Annotated in this window: 20 protein-coding genes; 8 read left to right on the top strand and 12 right to left on the bottom strand. The window is 70.5% G+C overall.

Annotated elements, in window-relative coordinates:
* Positions 1–24: 24 nt before the first annotated feature.
* On the bottom strand, positions 25–1,617 hold the full coding sequence (locus ACWZJV_RS13375; protein ID WP_040754612.1) for a cation:proton antiporter family protein: 1,593 nt from the start codon (positions 1,615–1,617) through the stop codon (positions 25–27).
* A gap of 83 nt (positions 1,618–1,700) precedes the next feature.
* Here ACWZJV_RS13375 and ACWZJV_RS13380 point away from each other — a divergent pair, with 83 nt between their 5' ends.
* On the top strand, positions 1,701–1,961 hold the full coding sequence (locus ACWZJV_RS13380; RefSeq protein WP_040754613.1) for a ribbon-helix-helix protein, CopG family: 261 nt from the start codon (positions 1,701–1,703) through the stop codon (positions 1,959–1,961).
* On the top strand, positions 1,958–2,209 hold the full coding sequence (locus ACWZJV_RS13385; RefSeq protein ID WP_008355188.1) for a type II toxin-antitoxin system RelE family toxin: 252 nt from the start codon (positions 1,958–1,960) through the stop codon (positions 2,207–2,209). The genes ACWZJV_RS13380 and ACWZJV_RS13385 overlap by 4 nt, the downstream gene beginning before the upstream one ends.
* A gap of 91 nt (positions 2,210–2,300) precedes the next feature.
* Here the strand turns inward: ACWZJV_RS13385 and ACWZJV_RS13390 are convergent, their stop codons facing one another.
* The 3 genes from ACWZJV_RS13390 to ACWZJV_RS13400 form a co-directional block, all read right to left on the bottom strand.
* Positions 2,301–3,518, bottom strand: coding sequence for an acetyl-CoA C-acetyltransferase (locus tag ACWZJV_RS13390; protein WP_457181794.1), 1,218 nt, complete (start codon positions 3,516–3,518; stop codon positions 2,301–2,303).
* 9 nt (positions 3,519–3,527) lie between these two features.
* Positions 3,528–4,295, bottom strand: coding sequence for an SDR family oxidoreductase (locus ACWZJV_RS13395; RefSeq protein ID WP_457181795.1), 768 nt, complete (start codon positions 4,293–4,295; stop codon positions 3,528–3,530).
* A gap of 80 nt (positions 4,296–4,375) precedes the next feature.
* On the bottom strand, positions 4,376–5,263 hold the full coding sequence (locus ACWZJV_RS13400; RefSeq protein ID WP_457181796.1) for a hypothetical protein: 888 nt from the start codon (positions 5,261–5,263) through the stop codon (positions 4,376–4,378).
* 216 nt (positions 5,264–5,479) lie between these two features.
* Between ACWZJV_RS13400 and ACWZJV_RS13405 the strand changes: the two genes are divergently transcribed.
* Complete coding sequence (locus ACWZJV_RS13405) at positions 5,480–6,172, top strand: nitroreductase (protein WP_008355195.1); 693 nt, start codon at positions 5,480–5,482, stop codon at positions 6,170–6,172.
* A gap of 111 nt (positions 6,173–6,283) precedes the next feature.
* Here the strand turns inward: ACWZJV_RS13405 and ACWZJV_RS13410 are convergent, their stop codons facing one another.
* Together ACWZJV_RS13410 and ACWZJV_RS13415 are read right to left on the bottom strand one after the other, a co-directional pair.
* Positions 6,284–8,377, bottom strand: a complete 2,094-nt coding sequence (locus ACWZJV_RS13410; RefSeq protein WP_457181797.1) for a YhgE/Pip family protein — start codon at positions 8,375–8,377, stop codon at positions 6,284–6,286.
* Complete coding sequence (locus ACWZJV_RS13415; protein ID WP_457181798.1) at positions 8,374–11,067, bottom strand: MMPL family transporter; 2,694 nt, start codon at positions 11,065–11,067, stop codon at positions 8,374–8,376. Before ACWZJV_RS13415 ends, ACWZJV_RS13410 begins: the two co-directional genes overlap by 4 nt.
* Before the next feature lie 61 nt (positions 11,068–11,128).
* Between ACWZJV_RS13415 and ACWZJV_RS13420 the strand changes: the two genes are divergently transcribed.
* Together ACWZJV_RS13420 and ACWZJV_RS13425 are read left to right on the top strand one after the other, a co-directional pair.
* Positions 11,129–11,749: a TetR/AcrR family transcriptional regulator gene (locus ACWZJV_RS13420; protein WP_457181799.1), complete on the top strand. Its 621-nt coding sequence runs from the start codon at positions 11,129–11,131 to the stop codon at positions 11,747–11,749.
* A 47-nt stretch (positions 11,750–11,796) separates the two neighbouring features.
* Entirely contained in the window at positions 11,797–13,023 is a 1,227-nt protein-coding gene (locus ACWZJV_RS13425) for a TerC family protein (RefSeq protein WP_008355202.1), read from the top strand.
* 3 nt (positions 13,024–13,026) lie between these two features.
* Here ACWZJV_RS13425 and ACWZJV_RS13430 read toward each other — a convergent pair whose 3' ends face one another.
* Positions 13,027–13,938, bottom strand: coding sequence for a cupin domain-containing protein (locus tag ACWZJV_RS13430; RefSeq protein ID WP_457181800.1), 912 nt, complete (start codon positions 13,936–13,938; stop codon positions 13,027–13,029).
* A 73-nt stretch (positions 13,939–14,011) separates the two neighbouring features.
* Here ACWZJV_RS13430 and ACWZJV_RS13435 point away from each other — a divergent pair, with 73 nt between their 5' ends.
* Both ACWZJV_RS13435 and ACWZJV_RS13440 read left to right on the top strand, forming a co-directional pair.
* Positions 14,012–14,797 (top strand): NAD(P)H-binding protein, encoded by a 786-nt coding sequence (locus tag ACWZJV_RS13435; RefSeq protein ID WP_457181801.1) that lies wholly within the window; start codon positions 14,012–14,014, stop codon positions 14,795–14,797.
* Positions 14,797–15,225: an anthrone oxygenase family protein gene (locus ACWZJV_RS13440; protein WP_457181802.1), complete on the top strand. Its 429-nt coding sequence runs from the start codon at positions 14,797–14,799 to the stop codon at positions 15,223–15,225. The genes ACWZJV_RS13435 and ACWZJV_RS13440 overlap by 1 nt, the downstream gene beginning before the upstream one ends.
* On the opposite strand, the gene ACWZJV_RS13445 is transcribed toward ACWZJV_RS13440, so the two are convergent.
* Both ACWZJV_RS13445 and ACWZJV_RS13450 read right to left on the bottom strand, forming a co-directional pair.
* Positions 15,222–16,544, bottom strand: a complete 1,323-nt coding sequence (locus ACWZJV_RS13445; protein ID WP_457181803.1) for a serine/threonine-protein kinase — start codon at positions 16,542–16,544, stop codon at positions 15,222–15,224. The genes ACWZJV_RS13440 and ACWZJV_RS13445 overlap by 4 nt on opposite strands.
* Positions 16,545–16,566: 22 nt before the next feature.
* Positions 16,567–17,505 (bottom strand): AraC family transcriptional regulator, encoded by a 939-nt coding sequence (locus ACWZJV_RS13450; RefSeq protein WP_457181804.1) that lies wholly within the window; start codon positions 17,503–17,505, stop codon positions 16,567–16,569.
* Between the two features lie 158 nt (positions 17,506–17,663).
* Here ACWZJV_RS13450 and ACWZJV_RS13455 point away from each other — a divergent pair, with 158 nt between their 5' ends.
* Positions 17,664–18,416 carry an SDR family NAD(P)-dependent oxidoreductase gene (locus tag ACWZJV_RS13455; protein ID WP_040754820.1) on the top strand — a complete coding sequence of 251 codons (753 nt, stop codon included), beginning with the start codon at positions 17,664–17,666 and terminating at the stop codon, positions 18,414–18,416.
* 62 nt (positions 18,417–18,478) lie between these two features.
* On the opposite strand, the gene ACWZJV_RS13460 is transcribed toward ACWZJV_RS13455, so the two are convergent.
* From ACWZJV_RS13460 to ACWZJV_RS13470, 3 genes are read right to left on the bottom strand one after another with little or no spacing between them, the layout of a single operon-like run.
* Complete coding sequence (locus ACWZJV_RS13460; RefSeq protein WP_040754821.1) at positions 18,479–19,033, bottom strand: hypothetical protein; 555 nt, start codon at positions 19,031–19,033, stop codon at positions 18,479–18,481.
* A gap of 55 nt (positions 19,034–19,088) precedes the next feature.
* A complete protein-coding gene (locus ACWZJV_RS13465) occupies positions 19,089–19,325 on the bottom strand; it encodes a (4Fe-4S)-binding protein (protein WP_008355218.1) in 237 nt (78 codons plus the stop codon).
* A gap of 2 nt (positions 19,326–19,327) precedes the next feature.
* On the bottom strand, positions 19,328–19,645 hold the full coding sequence (locus tag ACWZJV_RS13470; protein WP_457181805.1) for a GNAT family N-acetyltransferase: 318 nt from the start codon (positions 19,643–19,645) through the stop codon (positions 19,328–19,330).
* Positions 19,646–19,660 lie beyond the last annotated feature (15 nt).

The raw sequence follows: 19,660 nt of genomic DNA on the forward strand, positions 1-19,660 counted from the left end.
CTGGGTCACTCTCGGCTTCACAGCTCACGCGGAGAGCTGGCGTTCCTGGTTGACCCGGAGCGCCTTCTCGGCGAGGTCGGAGCCGGCCGAGGCGTACAGGTTCAGGACGGCGTGGGCGCCGCGCTTCTTGAGCTCGTCGCGCTCCTCGGGGCGCAGCGCGATGGCGGCGACCGTGCCCTTGAACCCGAGCTTGCGGAGCAGGTCCATGGCGAGCAGGTTGTCGCCGTGGAAGGGCATCGTGAGGACGACCAGCTCCATGCCGGCGCCCTTCTTGACCCGCTCCCAGAAGTCCTGGTCGGTGGCGTCGGCCTCGACGACGTCGAAGCCCTCCTCCTTGAGCGAGGCCGCCCGCAGCGAGTCGTGCTCGACCGCCAGCACGTGGTAGCCCTGGGTGTCGCGCAGCTCCTCGTAGGTCGTACGTCCCACCCGGCCCATGCCGACAACCAGCGCCTTGGCGTCGCCGAGGTTGATCGGCCGGTCGGCCTCCTGGAGCCGCTCGGGCCTCCGCTCCGGCAGCAGGCGGTTGAGCAGGTTGATGAGCTTCGCGGCGTACGCGTTGAAGACGGCGGCCACCAGGAACGAGAGCGAGGTCGCGACCGCGAGCACGGTCTGCCACTGCGCCGAGGCCAGCCCGGTCGCCGAGGCGATGACGATCACGATCAGCCCGAACTCGGAGTAGTTGGTCAGCGTGAACGAGGCCAACGTCGCGGTGCGGTAGCGCAGCCCCATGACGGTGAAGATCACGACGTACGCCGCGGCCTGCAGCGGCAGCAGGATCTGCAGCACGGAGGCCAGCGCCAGGTCCTCCAGCGAGGGCACCCCGGTCAGCCCGATGCTCAGGAAGAACGCGATGAGGAAGAGCTCCTTGGTGCTGAACAGCAGCTTGGCCAGGGCCGGCGCCTTGGCGTGCGACCCGAGGAGTACGCCGACGACCAGTGCCCCGAGGTCGCCCTTGAGCCCCACGGTCTCGAAGAGCCAGTAACCCGGCACGAGCGCGATCGCCAGGCCGAACAGAGCGGTCAGCTCGGCGGAGGTGATCCGGTCCCAGATGCGGTGGGCGAGCCAGGCGCCGGGGAGGAGCAGCACCAGCGCGAAGACCCACGGCGAGGGCCAGTGACCCTTGGAGATCGTCAGGAACGCGACCGCGACGATGTCCTGCATGACCAGCACACCGATGGCGATCCGGCCGTAGAGGGTGTTGTTGTCGTGGCGCTCGTCCAGGACCTTGATCGCGAACACGGTGCTCGAGAAGGAGAGGACGAACGCGATCAGCGCCATCTCGCCCAGGTCGGCGTCGGCGAGGAGCGCGAAGCCGAGCGGCGCGATGCCGGCCAGCAGCCCGACGCCGATGATCACGCTGAAACCGAGGTGGGCGAAGGTGCTCAGCCACACGTCGGGCCGGAGCAGCGACCTCACGTCGAGCTTGAGGCCGATGCCGAACAGCAGCAGCGTGACGCCCAGGTCGGCCAGCGTGTGCAGGCCCTCCAGCTCGCCGACACCGGCGGCGTGCAGCCCGAACCCGGCCGCCAGGAAGCCGACCAGCGGCGGGAGCCGGAGGAACATCGCGACCAGCCCCGCTCCCAGTGCGACGAGCAGATAGAGCGCGGTCAGCGACATGTTCGGATATCCCCCAGGCTGAAACTCGACGTTCCGACGCACGTACGATACCGCGTGATACCACTTCGGGTTACGCTGGGTCCATGGCTATGACTCTGCGACTCAGCGAGGCCGACGACCGGCTGCTGACCGACCGCGCCCGGACGGAGAACCGGTCCAAGCAGGAGATCGCCCGCGAGGCCATCCGGGCCTACCTCAACGACCACGACCGGCGCATCGAAGACCTCGAGGACGATCTCGCCATCGCGCGCTACTCGCTGCGCCGCGAGCTCGGCGAGGTCCGCTACACCCCGCACGCCGAGGCCCGCCGCGCCCTCGGTCTCGACCGCCCGCTCGGCGAGTGACCTATCAGGTCGTCTGGGCCGACGAAGCGTTGCAGTCGGCCGAGGCGTACGTCGACGACGACCCGATCGGCCTGATCCAGGTCTTCGACACCGTCGACACCCTGGCCGAGACCCCGCGCGATGTCGGCGCGTACGCCTGGGGCAAGGACCGCTACCGCCTCCGCGTCGGCCGCTACCGGATCGTCTACGTGGTCGAGGAGCGCCGGATCACGGTCGCGGTCATCCACCTCGGCCGGCGGAGCGTCTGACCCGCCGAGACTGTAGTTGTGGGCGACGAAACTGCAGTTTGGTCGCCCACAACTACAGTCTCGGCGCGCCGCTTCTACCGATTCGGCGGGATCAGGACAGCCGCTCGATGACCAGCGCCATGCCCTGGCCACCCGCGGCGCACATCGTCTCCAGGCCGTAGCGGCCGCCGGTCTCCTGCAGACCGTGGAGCAGCGTGGTGGTGAGGCGGGCGCCGGTGGAGCCGAAGGGGTGGCCGAGGGCGATCGCGCCGCCGTTGACGTTGACCCGCTCGGGGTCGAGCCCGATCTGGGCGATGCTGGGCAGCACCTGGGCGGCGAAGGCCTCGTTCATCTCCACGAGGTCGATGTCGGACGCCGAGAGCCCGGCGCGGGCGAGCGCCTGGCGGGACGCGTCGACCGGCCCGAGTCCCATGATCTCGGGCGAGAGCCCGGAGACCCCGGTCGAGACGATCCGGGCCAGCGGTGTGATGCCGAGCTCGGCGGCGCGGGTGTCGCTCATGATCACCAGCGCGGCCGCACCGTCGTTCAGCGGGCAGCAGTTGCCGGCGGTGACGGTGCCGTTCTCCCGGAACACCGGCGCCAGCCCGGCGACCTTCTCGAGGGTCACCCCGGCCCGGGGCCCGTCGTCGGTGGAGACGACCTCGCCGGACGGCAGCGTCACCGGGGTGATGTCGCGCTCCCAGAACCCGCGGGCGGCAGCGGCCTCGGCGCGGTTCTGGGAACGTACGCCCCACGCGTCCTGCGCCTCCCGGGTGACGCCGCACAGCTCGGCGACGTTCTCGGCGGTCTCGCCCATCGCCAGGTGGTAGTCGGGCAGCTCGCCGGACTCGCGAGGATCGGTCCAGCCGGTCCCCGCGGCCACCCGCGCGGCACCGCGCTCGCCCGCCTTGAGGAACTCCTCGGCTTTCGTGTCCGGCATCCCGTCGGCCTTGCCGCGCTCGTAGCGCGACACGCACTCGACCCCGGCGGAGACGAACGCGTCCCCCTCGCCGGCGCGGATCGCATGGAACGCCATCCGGGTCGTCTGCAGCGACGAGGCGCAGTAGCGGTGGACGGTGGTGCCGGGCACGGCGTCCAGGCCCAGACGTACGCCGACGACCCGGCCGATGTTGTAGCCCTGTTCCCCCGCGGGCTGGGCGCAGCCCATCATCAGGTCGTCGATCTGCGCCGGGTCCAGCTCCGGAACGGAGGAGAGGGCGCTGCGTACGATCTGCTCGGCCAGCTCGTCAGGACGCAGGTCCTTCAGCGATCCCTTGAAGGCACGACCGATCGGCGAGCGGGCGGCAGAGACGATGACTGCTTCGGGCACGTTTTCTCCTCAGGAGTTGGGGGTGTGCTGGAGGAAGGCGGGCCACTCCCCGCCGCCGTCGACGGCGAGGACCGCACCGGTGATGTGCGTGGCGAGCGGGGAGGCGAGCATCAGGCAGGCGTCGCCGATCTCTTCGGGGGTCCCGAAGACGCCGCGCGGGATGGTCGCGGCCACCGCGGCCCGCTGCTCCGGGCTGCCGTAGTGGTCCTCGGACCCCGGGGTCGCGACGATCCCGCAGGAGATGGCGTTGACGCGTACGTCCGGAGCCCACTCGACCGCGATCGACCCGGTCAGGCTCTCCACGGCCGCCTTCGCCGCACCGTAGACCGCGGTCCCGGGGCTGGGCCGCCGTGCCGAGATCGAGCTGATGTTGACGATGGACCCGCGGGAGGCCTTCAGCGCCTCGTACGCCGCCTGGCAGACGTAGGCGGTGGCCAGGAAGTTGATCGCCGAGATCTTCTCGTGGAAGCGCGGCGACGCGGTCGCGAAGTCGGCGTAGGGCGCGCCACCGGCGTTGTTCACGACCACGTCGAGCCGCCCGAGCCGTGAGGTGATGGCGGCGATCCACGCCGCGACCTGCTCGGGATCCCGGACGTCGACCTGGGAGAAGACCGGCTTGCGCCCGTCGATCACGGGAAGCTCGGCCGGAGCCGTCCGGCCGCAGATCTCGACCTCCGCGCCGGCCTCGAGGAACCGCGCGACGATCCCGGCGCCCACCCCGCGGGCGCCACCGGTCACCGCGACCACCTTGCCGCTGAAGTCGATCTCGACTGCCATGTCCGGCAGTCTAGAGCGCCTACCAAGCAAATGCTAGGTTGATGGTCACGGTGACCGGTTGAGAGTCAGAGGCAGATGCCTCAGACGCAGTGCACGTCCACCCAGTAGGTGTGCTCTCCGCTCATGTGCTTCTTGACCAGCACCGGAACGGTGACCGTGCCGCTCGCGTCGGGCAGGAAGGTCTGCCCGGCGTAGTGCACGTCATCGATCTCGCAGCCGGCCTGGTCACTCACGGTGATCTTGTGCAACCCCGCCTCCGCGGCCTCGACGTGCGCCTCGTGGAACGCGAGGACCGCCGGGTTGTACTCGGAGTACTTCACGTTGTGCGCACCCAGGGTGTCGGTCCACTCGGCTGCCAGACCGTCGATGAACGGCCCGCCGTGCCGCGAGAACCGGGTGTCGATCTCGACGATCGCCCGGGCCCGGACCTTGAAGTTGTCGGTCTTGCTGTCGGACGGGACGAAGCCGTGCCGGTTGCCGGGCGCGGTGGAGTCGAGCGCGGCGTACGGCGTCAGCCAGACCTTGTACTCGCCACCGTTGTTCGGGGTGTCGAGGTAGGGGAACAGCTGAACGGTGATGCCGCCGTCCTCCGCGTCGGTGCCGGTCGCGTGCGCACATCCGCCGCTGGGTGCGACGCTGACGAAACGGCCGCTTTCGTCGACCTCGACCAGGCGGCACTCGACGGCGTCGGTGGAGAGCAGCGTCTTGCCGGACGGGTCGGTCACCTGGAAGGCGTAGATCCCGGCAGGCAGACCGGCGGCGTCATCGGGCGCGTTGATGCCGGGACCACCGTTGAGATAGACGTCCTGCTTGGCGGCGTAGTGGTTGAGGTTGACAGGCGCGCCGGAGACGTCGGTGGTGAAGATCGCGCCGGAGAGCTGCAGCAGAGGTGCAGCCGAGGCCGGCATCGACCAGAGCGCCGCCGCGGCGACCCCCGCCGCGACCGCACAGACGAGCTTTCGGATCATGGGTTTCCCCCTCAGATAGGTCGGACCTCGAGTCTTCGACGCGACCCGGTAAAGGCCTCTGTCCGGCCCTCGGGTATCACCCGAACCGGGTAGGACCCGGAGATGTGTGATGGGCCACGTTCGTTCCACCCTCGGAATACCGGAGAGTCCCTCCGTATTGCCTCAGGAGTGGACCGAGGCCATCAGTCCTCGGCAGACCTGAGAGGAACCCTTCCTGTGAGCACGACCGCCGTCGACAACTTCACGGACGTGATCCGGTCCCGCCGCTCCGCGCGGGCCTTCCTGCCCGACCCGGTGCCCGCCGACGACATCCGCGGTGTGCTCGAGGACGCCCAGCGCGCCCCGTCGCACAGCAACACCCAGCCCTGGGAGGTCCACGTCTTCTCCGGCGAGGCCCGCGACCAGCTCAGCAACGCGATGCTCAAGGCGTTCGAGGCCGGCCAGATGAGCCCCGACTTCACCACGACGTACGGAGACGACGACAGCGTCCACGTCCAGCGGTCGCAGCGTGCCGGGGCCGCCCTCTACGGCGCCATGGGCATCGCTCGCGACGACGCCGACGGGCGCACCAAGGCCGTCGCCGAGAACCTCCGCTTCTACGGTGCGCCCCACGTCGCCCTGCTCTTCGTGCCGGAGCTCGGCGATGTCGTACGCGCGGCCAACGACGTCGGCATGTACGCCCAGAACTTCCTGCTCTCCCTCACCGCCCGCGGCTACCACGGTGTCCCGCAGGGCATGCACGGCCTGTTCGCCGACGCCGTCCGCGCCCACCTCGGCCTCCCGGCCGACCTCAAGCTGCTCTACGGCATCTCCTTCGGCACCGCCGACCCCGAGGCCCCGGTCAACCGCGTCGCGATGGGCCGCGCCCCGCTCGACGAGCACATCGTGCTGCACGACACCTCGCTCTGATCGGTCGCGCCGAGCTGTAGACGAGCTGTAACACGTCGTTCGTAGTACTTCTCGCCCTATCAGAACGACCGGATAGTGCTACGAACGACGTGTTACACGTGCGGCCCCCGCTCAGCAGGCCGCCGCAACCCCGCGGATCTCCGCCACAGACGTACGCTGCGCCCGACCCGCCGCGAAGATGCTGACCGCCACCGCGAGCAGGAGCCAGAGGACCAGTCCCCCGACCGGCGCACCGACCGCGGCACCGCTCTGCGCGACCACGACCCCGCGCAACGCCTCGGCGGCGAGCGGGACCGGCAGGATGCCCGCGAGCGCACCGAAGGGCGCGGACGCCGTGGCGACCGGCAGCAGCCCGCCGAGGGAGACCAGCTGCAAGGCGAGGAAGGCGAGCGAGATCAGCCAGCCGCGACGCTGGCCGGCGAGCGCGACGACGGCCTGATGGAGAGCGACGAACGCCACGGCGGCAAGGACCGCGACCCCGACCGTGGCGACCGGCTCCGCGAGATCCGCGCCGAGTAGACGGGCCGCTCCGACGAGGAGCGCCGCCTGCACCAGCCCGATCAGGGCCGCCGGCCACAGCCCGACGAAGGCGAGCCGGCGTGCCGTGAGAGCCTCGCGCAGCCGCTTGGCGGGGAAGGCCGGACGGAGCAGGTAGACGGTGAACGCCCCGAGCCACAGCGCCAGCGCGATCACCGCCGGCGCCAGCCGGGTCGCTCCCGAGGTCGACGCCGCGGACGCGACCGAGACCTGCACCGGGTCGGCGACGACCTCGGCCTGCTTCTCACCGGGGACCGCGATCTGCGAGGCGCCGTCGTCGAGACCAGACGCCAGCGAGGAGGCACCTTCGTTCAGCGAGGATGTCCCGGAGGAGAGGTCGTCGGCCCCGGTGGCCAGCGACGCCGAGCCGTCCTCGAGCTGCTTGGTCCCCGACGCCAGCTGGTCGGCCCCGGAGGCCAGCTCGGTGGCGCCGTCGTTCGCCTCACCGACACCGGCGGAGAGCTCCCGCGCCCCGGAGGCCACACGCGCGTTGGCCGAAGCGAGCCGGGACGCCCCGGACGCGAACTTCCCGGCACCGTCCGCCGCCGACGAGATCCCGCCGGCCAGCTCGGGGGCCGCCTGCGACAGCGCGGAGGCACCCGAGGCCACCTGGTCCGCCCCGGCCGCGAGCTGGTCGGCCTGCGCGCCTCCGGAGCCGACCGCCTGCGCGGTCGCGCCGCACAGCTGGGGCTTGGAGGCCGCGAGCACCGGGTCGCTCGCGCACGCCTGTGCCCAGCCCTTGGCGAGCTGGGTGTAGCCGTCCACACCCTCCGACACCTGCGCGGCACCGGTGGCGAGCGCCGAGGTCTGCGACGGGAGCTCCGCGGTCGACCTCTCCAGCCGGTCGAGCCCGCTGCTGAGCTCGTCGGCGCCGGCCGACAGCGAGGACGCACCCTTCGACGCCTTGCCCGCGCCGGTCGCCAGCGATCCCGCACCCGACTCCAGCCGCGCGGTCCCGCCGGCGAGCGAGTCGAGGCCACCGGCGACCTGCGAGGCGCCGTCGGCGGCGCCGGAGGCACCGGAGCTGAGCGCGCGGGCACCGTCGGCGACCTTCCCCGCACCCGAGTCGGCGGCAGCAGTGCCGTCGGCGAGCTGATCGGCACCATCGGCGGCGTCGGTCAGGCTGGTCTTGAGCTTCCCGGTCTCGTCCCGGACACCGTCGAGGTAGGTGGTCGTGACCGTACGTCCCAGGGTCGACGCGGACTGCCGCGCGACCTGCCGGGCGATCTCGGCGGTGACCTCGCTGGAGGCGTCGGAGGCCTCCACGGTCACCCGGCCGGCGCTCGGGTCGCTGCCCTGCACCCCCGACAGCGTCTTGGAGAGATCCTCCGGGATCGTGATGACCGCGGCGTACTTCCCGTCCGCGTAGCCCGAGCGCGCGTCCTCCTCGTCGGTGAGCTCCCAGCCGAGCGTCGGCCCGGACGAGCCGGAACCCGAGGAGGAGACCAGGTCCGCGGCGAGCGCCCGCCCGGCGTAGATCGTCCGCTTGTCCTTCCCGCTCCCCGTCGTCACCGGCTTGTCGAGGTTCACCACCGCGGCGGGGACCTTGTCGAGGTTGTCGGCGCGGTCGCCGAGCGCGACGAGCGCGAGCGCCGTCACGACGACCGGCAGCAGGATCGCGGCGGCCACCAGGCGGCGAGCGCCCCACCATGATTTCGTACGTGTCATCGGACTGTCTCCAGATCGGCGGCCGAAGCCGCGGGGTCGGTGAGCGCAGGAAGCGCGCGGGCAGGCTCGGCGCACGCGAGGGCGTCCGCGACCTGCGGTACGGCGGGCAGCGACGGCATGCCGAGCAGCACCGTCGTGCCCCGCGAGGTCAGCGCGGACAGGGCCGCGAGCTGACCGGGGTCGAGCGTGGTGGGGCTGTCGATCGCGACCAGCGCCGGGACACGGCGCGCACCCCCGAGCCGGAGCGCGGCCGCGACGTCGTCGACGAGCGCGGCCCGGGCGCGGACGGCTCCCGCCTCCTCCGGCAGCAGCCGGTCGAGCACGACCAGCTGCCCGGAGAACCCGAGCCGCCCGGTGATCGCGGCGAGCGCAGCGGAGCGCGCCACCGGGTCGGACCCGTGGACGATGGCGAGCCCACTCGGGCGAAGGTCGAGCGTGAGCGGCGCGAGCGCCCCCGGCACCTCGACCTCGTGCGCCCGCACCGCGACCTCGCCGTGAGCTGCGACGTAGTCGGCGTGCTCGAGGTGGTGGACGAGCGCCTCACCCTCGATGTCGAGGACCGGCAGCCGCCGGTCCAGCCAGCGCGGCAGCCACCAGGCACCCCGCCCGAGCAGGGCGAGCACCGCCGGCACCAGCGTCATCCGCACCAGGAACGCGTCCACCAGGACACCCACGGTCAGCCCGAGAGCCATCGGCTTCACGATCGGGTCGCCGTGGGGCACGAAGGCCGCGAAGACACCGATCATGATGACCGCCGCGGCGGTGACGACGCGGGCGCTGGCGGCGAACCCGGTGTCCACGGAGCGTCGGGCGTCGCCGGTGTGCACGAAGTCCTCCCGCATCCGGGAGACCAGGAACACCTCGTAGTCCATCGCGAGCCCGAAGAGCACGCCCATCAGGATGATCGGGAAGAACGCGATCACCGGTCCGACCTTGGCGACGTTGAACAGGTCGGCGCCCCAGCCCCACTCGAAGACCGCGGCGACCACCCCGAACGAGGCAGCCACCGACAGCACGTAGCCCAGCGTCGCCTTCAGCGGGACCGCGATCGAGCGGAACACGATGGTCAGCAGGATCAGGGAGAGCCCGACGACGACGGCCCCGAAGGGCAGGATCGCCCCGGAGAGCCGTGCGCTGACGTCGATCGCGACCGCGGTCTGCCCGGTGACCCGGACGTCCTCGATCCCGAACCGCTTCTCCAGGCCGGCCGAGTCCGCGCGGATCTCCTTGACCAGCGCGGCGGTCGCGGGGTCGCTCTTCTCGGTGGTCGGGTAGATCACCACGAGCCCGAGGTCGGCGGTCCGGTTCGGCGTGGCCAGCGCGACCTTCTGCACCCCGTCATAGCCGCCCAGCGCCTTGCCCAGGGAGTCCATCACCCCGATCGGGTCGGTGGTGTCGATGATGTCCGCGGTCACGAACAGCGGTGCGTTGTAGCCGGGCCCGAAGTCACGGCTGATCAGGTCGTACGTCTCCCGCGGAGCCGTCCCCGGATCGGCGCTGCCGTTGTCGTTGAGGCCCAGTGCGAGATCGCGCGCCGGGATCGCCAGGACGGCGATGACCAGCAGCGAGACCACGACGGTGAGGACCGGCACCTTGGTCACCAGCCGTACCCAGCGCGCCCCGAGAGTGGTGGCGTGAGGCCGTCCCTCCGCGACAGCCTCACGCCGGTGGGCCCGAGACCCGGGCTTCGGCCGGAGCCGCTCACCCGCGAGCGCGAGCAGCGCCGGCACGGCGGTGAGCGCGACGAGCACGGCGACCAGGACGGCCGAGGCCGCTGCGTACCCCATGACCGCGAGGAACGGGATGCCCGCGACGACGAGGCCGCACAGCGCGATGATGACCGTGACACCCGCGAAGATGACCGCGCTGCCGGCGGTGGCGACCGCCCGGGCGATCGACTCCTCCACCTCCAGGCCGTGAGCGAGCTGGCTGCGGTGCCGGGCGATCACGAACAGCGCGTAGTCGATCCCGACCGCGAGCCCGATCATCAGCGCGAGGGTCGGGGTGGTCGCCGAGATGTCGGTGACCGAGGCGACCGAGAAGATCCCCGCCATCGCGATCCCGACGCCGAGCAGCGCGGTCAGGATCGGCAGACCGGCGGCCAGCAGCGACCCGAACGTGATCGCCAGGACCAGCAGGGCGATGAGGACCCCGATCCCCTCGGTCGCACTGACGTGCACCCCGGTGACGGAGTACGCATCGCCGCCGACGTGCAGCTCCAGCGACGACCCCGACGGCAGCTCCGCCGCCTTCTCCAGATCCTCGGTCACGCCCTCGGGGAGCTCGTCCAGGTCGAGGTCGAACTGCACCGTCGCCAGTGCGTCCCGGCCGTTGTCGCTGACCGTCCTGCTGTCCTTCGCCAGAGGATCGGTGACCGTCGCGACGTGGTCGACCTTCTCGACCGCGGCGAGCACCTCCCGGACCTCCGTGCGGTGGTCCTCGATCTTCTCGCCCTCGGGGGCGACGAAGACGAGCTGGGCCGAGGTCCCGGAAACCTCCGGGAAGCGCTGGGTGAGCGCATCCAGCCCCTGCTGGGACTCGGTGCCCGGGATCGTGAAGTCGTCCTGCAGCTTGCCGCCGAGCGAGATCGTCAGCGCACCCAGCAGCACGGCGAGCAGGAGCCAGAGCGCCAGCACGGTCTTGGCGCGACGCGCGACCAGACGGCCGAGCCGGTAGAGGTAGGAGGACATGTTCGATACAATAATGCATTCAATACAAAAATGTATCTTCCGGGTATGTGAGGATGGCTACATGACCGAGGTGAAGGCCCCCCGACGACGTACGAACACCCGCGCGCGACTGCTGGCCGCCGCCGTCGACGTCTTCGTCGAGCGGGGTGCGCGCCGGGTCACCGTCGACGACCTGGTCAGCGCCGCGGGCTACACACGCGGCGCCTTCTACTCCAACTTCAACACCGTCGACGAGGTGCTCCTCGAGGCGTTCAAGGAGGAGTCACAGAGGCTGATCGAGGCCGTACGCACCGCCGTCGGGGAGCACAGCGACGCCGAGTCGAGCGGATCGCTGATCGGAGCCGCCTTCGACGCGGTCCGCCCCCTGCAGGACCGCTGGTTCGTCCTGCAGAGCGAGGTCGTGCTGCTGAGTCTGCGCAACCCCGACGCGAGAGAGATCGGCTCGGCGACCTTCACGGCACTCAGCGAGCAGCTCGTCGAGGTCGTCGCGCTCGCCCTGGACCGCCTCGACCGCACCTCCACGATGCCGACGGACCTCCTCGCCCAGACGATGATGGGCGTATTCCTCCACAGCCTCACGATGCGTACGATCCGACCCGACGACCCTCGGGCCGACCGGCTTCTCGACGACGCGCTCCCGCAGATCATCGATGGGCTGTCCATCCCGAGGACCTCCGCCTAGGCTGAGGCAGATCCCACTCTCGGGTCGACTCTCAGGGGGTTCTCGCTATGGGCGCACCGACATGGGTGTGGCTGGTCACCGTCGTCGCGATCGTCGGTCTGCTCGGTTTCGACTACATCTTCCACGTACGCAAGGCCCACACGCCGACGCTCAAGGAAGCGGCCACGTGGTCGGCGATCTACGTCGCGATCGCGCTGCTGTTCGGCATCGGCGTGCTGGTCTTCGGCGGCGGCACGATGGGCGGGGAGTACTTCGCCGGCTACATCACCGAGAAGGCGCTCTCGGTCGACAACCTGTTCGTCTTCCTGATCATCATGACCAGCTTCCGGGTGCCCCGCGAGGACCAGCAGAAGGTGCTCCTCTTCGGGATCACGTTCTCGCTGATCGCCCGCACCGGATTCATCTTCGTCGGCGCCGCGCTGATCAACACCTTCGCCTGGGTCTTCTACCTGTTCGGTCTGATCCTGCTGATGACGGCCGGCAACATGCTGAAGCCCGACGACGACTCCCACGGGGAGAACTTCGTCGTCCGGCTGGCCCGGCGGCTGTTCCACGTCAGCGAGCACTACGACGGCGACAAGCTCTTCACGGTCGAGGACGGCAAGCGCATCCTGACCCCGATGCTGCTGGTGATGGTGGCCATCGGCGGCACCGACATCCTCTTCGCCCTCGACTCCATCCCGGCGATCTTCGGCCTCACCCAGAACGTCTATCTCGTCTTCACCGCGACGGCGTTCTCGCTGCTGGGCCTGCGCCAGCTCTACTTCCTGCTCGACGGCCTGCTCGACCGGCTCATCTTCCTGTCCTACGGCCTGGCCGCGATCCTCGCCTTCATCGGCGTGAAGCTGATCCTGCACGCGCTCCACGAGAACAACATCCCGTTCGTCAACGACGGCGATCCCGTGCACGTCGTCGAGATCAGCACCGGCCTGTCCCTGAGCGTCATCCTCGGCGTACTCGTCGTCACCATCGTCGCCTCCCTCTTCAGCAAGCGCGGCCGCGCGAAGAACGCCATCGCCAACGCCCGCCGGCACGCCGCCGCCTACCTCGACTCGGAGTACACCGCCGACCCCGCCGAGCGCGAGCGCATCCACAACGCCCTCCTCGCCGAGCGCGACATCATCGTCGCCCTCGGCCCGAAGTACCTGCAGATCGCCCGCGAGGAGACCCCGCTCATGGAGCTCCTCGAACGCGCCCTCGCCAGTCATTCCGCCGCCGTGGACCGCGGCGAGGCCACTCCCGCGGGACCGCCGAAGATCCTCCGCGAGGAGTAGCCGTCAGGCGGCGTGGCGGCTCCGGAAGGTGGCCGGCGAGGTGCCGTGGAGGCGCTTGAAGGCAGCACTGAGGGCGAACGGGCTGGCGTAGCCGACCCGGGCGGCGATCGCCGACAAGGTCATGTCGGTGCCGACCAGCAGGTCGGCTGCCAGGGCGAGCCGCCACCGGGTCAGGCACGCCAGCGGCGGCTCGCCGACCTGCTCGGTGAAGCGCCGGGCCAGGGCGGCGCGGGAGAGGCCGACCTGTTCGCCGAGGCCCGCCACCGTCCAGGGCAGCTCGGGGTGCTGTTCCATCGCGCGCAGCACCGCGGCCACCGCGTCGTCGGCGGGAAGAGCAGGGGAGGCGGAGAGCACCTCACGCACCGCCTTGACCACGAGTACGTCCAGCAGCCGGTCGAGCAGGGCCGTCTGGCCGGCCTCGTCCCGCACCAGCTCCGTCGACAGCAGGTCCACGACGGCGGTGTCGAAGCCGCGCAGCACCACACTCGTCGGCAGCCGGGAGAGCAGCAGCGAGCCGACCGACGTCTCGCGCTCGTAGGTGCCGATCAGCATCACGGTCGAGTCCGGCGAGCGGCTGTTTCCCCAGGTGCGTACGCCCAGCGCCAGCTCCTCGTCCAGCAGCGCCCCGCTCGGGTCGATGCAGACCTGGCCGGGAAGGATCCGGATGTCGGTGGGGCGGTCGGCCGAGTCGGCGATGACGTATTTCGCCGGCCCGCGGCACACGATCACGTCACCGGCGCCCACCTCCTGCGGCCCCTCTCCGCCGGTGAAGACCGCCTCGCCGCGCGCGATCGCGATGACCGAGAGCGGCGCCTCGTCCTCGGTCGTGATCGACCACTCCCCGGCGAAGACGGCCTTCAGCAGGAACGCGCGCTGGGCCCGCGGACCGTCCAGCAGCAGATCCAGCGACGACATGGTGAGACGATAACGCATCCTGCCTGGAGTCGCACGTATTCCATCGTCGCTCGTGCGCGAGCAGATTAGGGGCATGACAACTCTCATCACCGGCGCCACCGGCAAGACCGGCCAGCGCGTCGTCCACCGTCTCCGAGCCCTCGCCCACGACGTACGCGGCGTCACCCGACACTCCACCCCGCGGTTCGACTGGCACGACCGGACCACCTGGGCCGAGGCCGTCGCCGGCTGCGAGTCGGCCTACCTGACCTTCCAGCCCGATCTCGGTCTGCCGGACGCGGACGAGATCATCGGCGCGTTCGCCGCCGAGGCGGTCGCCGCGGGCTGCACGCGGCTGGTGCTGCTCTCCGGTCGCGGGGAGGACGGCGCCGAGCGTGCTGAGAAGGCCATGACGGCCTCGGGCGCCGACTGGACGATCCTGCGCTCGGCCTTCTTCCTGCAGAACTTCACCGAGGGTGTGTTCACGGACGAGCTGGCCACCGGGTCGCTCACCATGGTCGAGCACACCGCCGCCGAGCCGTTCGTCGACGTCGACGACATCGCCGCGGTCGCCGTCGCGGCCCTGCTCGACCCCGGCTACGTCGGCCGGGTCCTGGAGCTCACCGGACCACGGCTGGTCACCTTCGAAGAGGCCGCCCAGGCCATTGGCGGGCCGACCGTCACCTACCGCCCCGTGCCGACCGAGGACTACATCGCGACTCTGATCGCCGCCGGGTTGCCGGCAGCGGACGCGGCCGGACTGGCGTACCTCTTCGAGGAGGTGCTCGACGGACGCAACGCCTACGTGACCCGCGACGTCGAGTCGGTCCTGGGCCGTCCTGCGCGAGGCGTCGACGATCTCCACCGGGGTGAGCACTGATGAGCGAGGTCGTGCTCACGAGCGCGAGACTGCTCAACGGCGTCACCGCCGGGATCTACATCGCCTTCCTCGTGGCGTTCATGCCCGCGCTGCACGGCCAGCCCGACGAGGTCTACGCACGGGTCATGAACCGGCTCAACGTGGTCATCGTCAACCCGGTGTTCCTGGCCTTCTTCCTCGGTGCCCCGCTCTTCGCCCTGATCCTCCTCGGCTGGCACCGGACGCCGCTCTCCGTCACTGCCGCCTGCCTGGCCGTCGCCGCCGTCGTCATCACCTTCGCAGCGAACCTGCCGCTGAACGACGCCCTGGCGAACGGCGGCACGGTCGCCGCGTTCGAGAGGCCGTGGCTGATCTTCCACACCCTGCGAACCCTCACCGCCACCGGCGCCTTCGTCCTGCTCAGCCTGCCCGCGGTCGCCCGGACCTAGCAGCAGACGACCTGCTGCACCTTGAAAAGGGTGTCCTCCTGGCGCTGCATGTTGACGTAGCCCTGATCGACCCAGACCACTCGGAAGAGCCCGTCCCCGAGGTCCTCGACCCGCCTCTCGCCGCCGGCGTCGAGGTCTTCGAGGATGTGGAAGTAGAAGCCGTCGCCACCGTTGGCGTCATCGGTGCAGTCCCACGCGGCCGGGTCGTCGAGGTCGGGCATGTAGAGACCCGCGGCCTCGCAGTCACCGGCCTGGAGCGCGTCGACGAACCGTACAGCCGCGGTCTCCGCTCCGCTGACCGGCTGCCCCGCGGCGGTCTCCCCGCCGTCAGCCGGCACCTCGGCCGGGCCGCCACGCACCACGAACCAGGTCGCGGCGCCGCCCAGCACCAGCGCGGCACCGACGGCGGCCGCGACGAGGACTGCGTTGCGGCGGCGGCGCGCCGGCTGCGGGGGCGGACCCGGCGAACGGAGCACGGTCTGAGCATCCGCAGGAGGAGGTACGGCGACCGCCCGTCCCTCGGCGGCAGCGGTGAGTGCCGCGGCGAAGCTGCCCGCGTCCGGCCAGCGGTCCTCGGCCCGCGGCTCGAGGGCGCGCATGATCACCGCCGACACCGTGGCCGGCACGGGCGCGACCGAGCCGAGCTCGGGGACCCGGGAGACGACCGTCAGCGCCGGCGCGGGCGAGCGGCCGGCGAACATCGCCCAGGCGACCGCACCCAGGCTGCGTACGTCGGCACGATGGTCGATCGGCAGCGTCTCGTCGAACTGCTCGGGCGCCATGTAGGCGGGCGTCCCGATCTGCCTGGTCACCTCGGTGTGCTGGTCGAGCGCACGTGCGACGCCGAGGTCGGCGACCATCGCACGCAGCCTGCCGTCGGACCCGCCGGCCAGCAGGATGTTGGCCGGCTTCACGTCGCGGTGGATGACCGAGCGCACGTGCAGCGCATCGAGACCGGATGCGGCCTGGGCCACCAGATCGGCCACCAGCTGCGGCGGCATGCCCTGCGGGTGCTGGGCGATCAGCTCCGCGACGCTGCCCGCGTCGGCGTACGCCATCACGAAGTAGGGCGCACCCTCCGGAGTCTCGCCGATGTCATGGACCGACACGACATGGCTCGAGTCGACCGACCGGAGGAACCGGGCCTCCTGCAGGAACCGCTCCCGGATGTCGGCCGCCTGGGTCCACTGCGCACTGAGCACCTTCACCGCGACAGGCGAGTCGAGGTCCGGGTCGTGATAGAGCCACACCTCCGCGAAGCCGCCGGAACCGAGGGGCTTGACCTGGCGCAGGCGCCCGAGGGTCTGGGGAAGGGTCACCGGGACATTATGGGGGCGATCGTCAGGCGGGTTGGCGCGTACCGCTGACTGCGCGCCGGCGGGCCTCGGCACGGAACTTGGAGGGCGATGAGCCGACCACGCGGCGGAACGCGGTGCTGAACGCACTCTCCGACTGGTAGCCGGTGGCTCGTGCGAGGTCGGAGATCGACAGTGTGTCGCGAGCGAGGGCATCGCGAGCCAGGCTCATGCGCCAGTTGATGAGGTACTCCAAGGGCGGAACCCCGACGTGCGCCTTGAACGCCTGGGCGAACGCGGAGCGCGACATGTGGCTGATGTCGGCGAGCTCCTGAAGGCTCCAGGAGTGGGCCAGGTCCGAGTGTACGGCGCGCAGGGCGGCCCCGATGCCGTCGTCGTTCAGGGCGCCCAGCCAGCCACGGGCCCAGCCGGCCTGATCGGCGTGAGCGCGCAGCATGTGCACGAGCAGGACCTGCGCGAGGTGGTTCTGCACCAGCGGTCCGCCGGCGGCGACCATCCCCACCTCGGTGGCCAGGTGCTCGATCAGCTGCGCGAGCCGCGCTCCGTGAGGATCGCCCGCCCGGACGATCACGAGCGTCGGGAGGAGATCGGTCAGCAGGGCCGCGTTCTCCTCGTCGAACCCGATGTGTCCGGCGCAGAGGTAGAGATCGTCCTCGGACTCCGGACCGATCCGGACGAACCCGTCCTCGGCGCCCGCCCACACCGCCTCCGCCTCCTCTGGTCGCCGGCCGGCGTCGGGCGAGCTCGCCAGGACGTACGGTGGCGGGTTGCCCAGCATGAAGGTGTCACCTTCCTGCAGGAGCACCGGCTCGCGCCCGTCGAGGATCAGCCAGCACTCGCCGCGTACGAGGCCGCCGATCCGCACGTGCAGGAACGCGTCGAAGCTCAACGCCCACTCACCGACGGCCCGAAGGCTGGGGCCGATCACCGTGTGGGGCCTGAGCAGTCCGATCGCGTCAGCCACGGGATCCCGAAAGCCGATCATCGAGGTCGCCTCCTGGACGATCGATAAAGAATGGCGGACTCTGAATTATGGATATTACTCCGAAGCGGACGCAGTATCGATCTCGTAGGTAGATCACCTGCACACGAATCGAGAGAGAAGCGATGGAGAAGAGCCACATCGGACAGTTGGACGGCAAGACCGCGGTGGTCACCGGCGGCAGCAGCGGAATCGGTCTCGCCACCGCACTGCGGCTGGCGGACGAAGGAGCGTACGTCTTCGTCACCGGGCGGCGAGAGGCAGAGCTGGAGGCGGCCGTCACGGCCATCGGACCGGAGCGGGCGACGGGCGTGACCGGCGACATCTCCGAGCTGGCCGACCTCGACCGGCTCTACGACGCGGTCCGAGCCCGCGGGAGAGGTCTGGACGTGCTCGTGGCGAACGCGGCGGTCGGCACGTTCGTGACGTTGGAGGAGACCACCGAGGAGCACTTCGACCAGATCTTCGGGATCAACACCCGTGGCACCCTGTTCACGGTCCAGAAGGCGCTCCCACTGCTCAACGACGGCGCCTCGGTCATCCTGATCGGCTCCACGGCGGCCGACCGTGGCATGGAGGCGTTCGGTGCGTACGCAGCGTCGAAAGCGGCACTGCGCTCGTTCGCCCGGACCTGGTCCGCCGAGCTCAAGCACCGCGGCATCCGCGTCAACGTGGTCTCGCCGGCGTGGATCGAGACCCCTGGCGGCACCGCGGCCTTCGGCGACGAGGAGACCGCCCGGGCCATCAAGGAGCACGTCGAAGCGACCGTGGCCAAGGGTCGCATGGGTCGGCCCGAGGAGGCTGCCGCCGTGGTGGCGTTCCTGGCCTCGGAGCAGAGCAGCTACGTCGTCGGCTCGAACCTCTATGTCGACGGCGGAGCGAACCAGATCTGAGAGGGTCACGAATCCCTCCGCCGACGACGCCCTGGACGTGGTCGCCACGGCTGACCCGTAGGTCAGAGCTGTTCGGGTGGAGCCATCCGGTAGACGAACTCGCCGAGGCCGGACTGCGAGATCGCGAAGATCGCACCCGCGAGGCCCTCCTGGGTGGCGGCCATGCTCAGGTCGCCCAGGCGGACCGCCTCGTATCCGGCATCGTGGCTCAGCTGACCGACGACGCTCTCGGCCTGGTCGTCGCCGGACCACAGGTTGCTCGGTCGTACGCGGGCGTCGGCGACGCGGCCGAACAGCGAGGCGAAGTTGGTGCTGAACACCTTGGCCGTGGCGCCGCCGGTGACCGACTTGACGTACTCGGCGTTGGAGGCGAACCCGGCCGGCGGGCGGGCACCGCCGTAGAGGTTGGTGGCGTCGAGCACGGTCTTGCCCTCGAGCCCGGCAACCGACGACAGCGCTGCCTCCACCGCGGCTCCCGGTACGGCGAGCAGAACCGCTTCGGAGCCGCTGGCGTCGCCACCGGCCCGCCCGAGCCTGTTCACGTCGTGGCCGGCGCGCTCCCACAGATCCGCCAGTCCACCGCCGATGTTGCCGCGGCCGATCACGGTGATCTTCATGCCGACCACGTCCGGACCTCGCCGTACGCCGGCGCAGTGCCGGAAATCCTGTGACTCATGATTCCTCTCCTGAATGCTCGAGAACGAGAAGGGCGCCGGAGGGGCAGCGCCCGATCACGTCTCGCAAGATCTGAGCGGTCCCCTCCGAATCGGCGCGGGCCGGGTCGATCCATGGCCGCGCGGCGGTGTCGAAGACGGTGGGCATCCCACGTACGCACTCGGCCGCGTGCTGGCACACATCCCCGTCGAAGGAGACGTCGACCACTGGCCCGGTGTAGGTCTTGCGTGCCATGGTCAGTCCTTCGCCGTCGACGCGGGCACACGCTTCACGAGCGGGACGTACTCGCGGTGGTTCGCGATCCAGCCCTTGATGAACGGGCACAGCGGCATCACCTTGCGCTGGCTGCCGTCGCGGACGTCGTCGAGCGCGAACCTCGCGATCGCGGAGCCGACGCCTTTCCCTTCGTAGGCGGGGTCGACCTCGGTGTGGGTGAACACGATCAGGTCGGTGGCGAGGATGTACTCCGCGAACCCCACCACGGATCCATCCACACGCGCCTCGTAGCGCAGGCGCTCAGGCGCATGTATGACCTCGAGGTCGATGTCTGTCATCTCGTGTCCTTGCTC

This window comes from Nocardioides sp. WG-D5 (assembly GCF_054031175.1).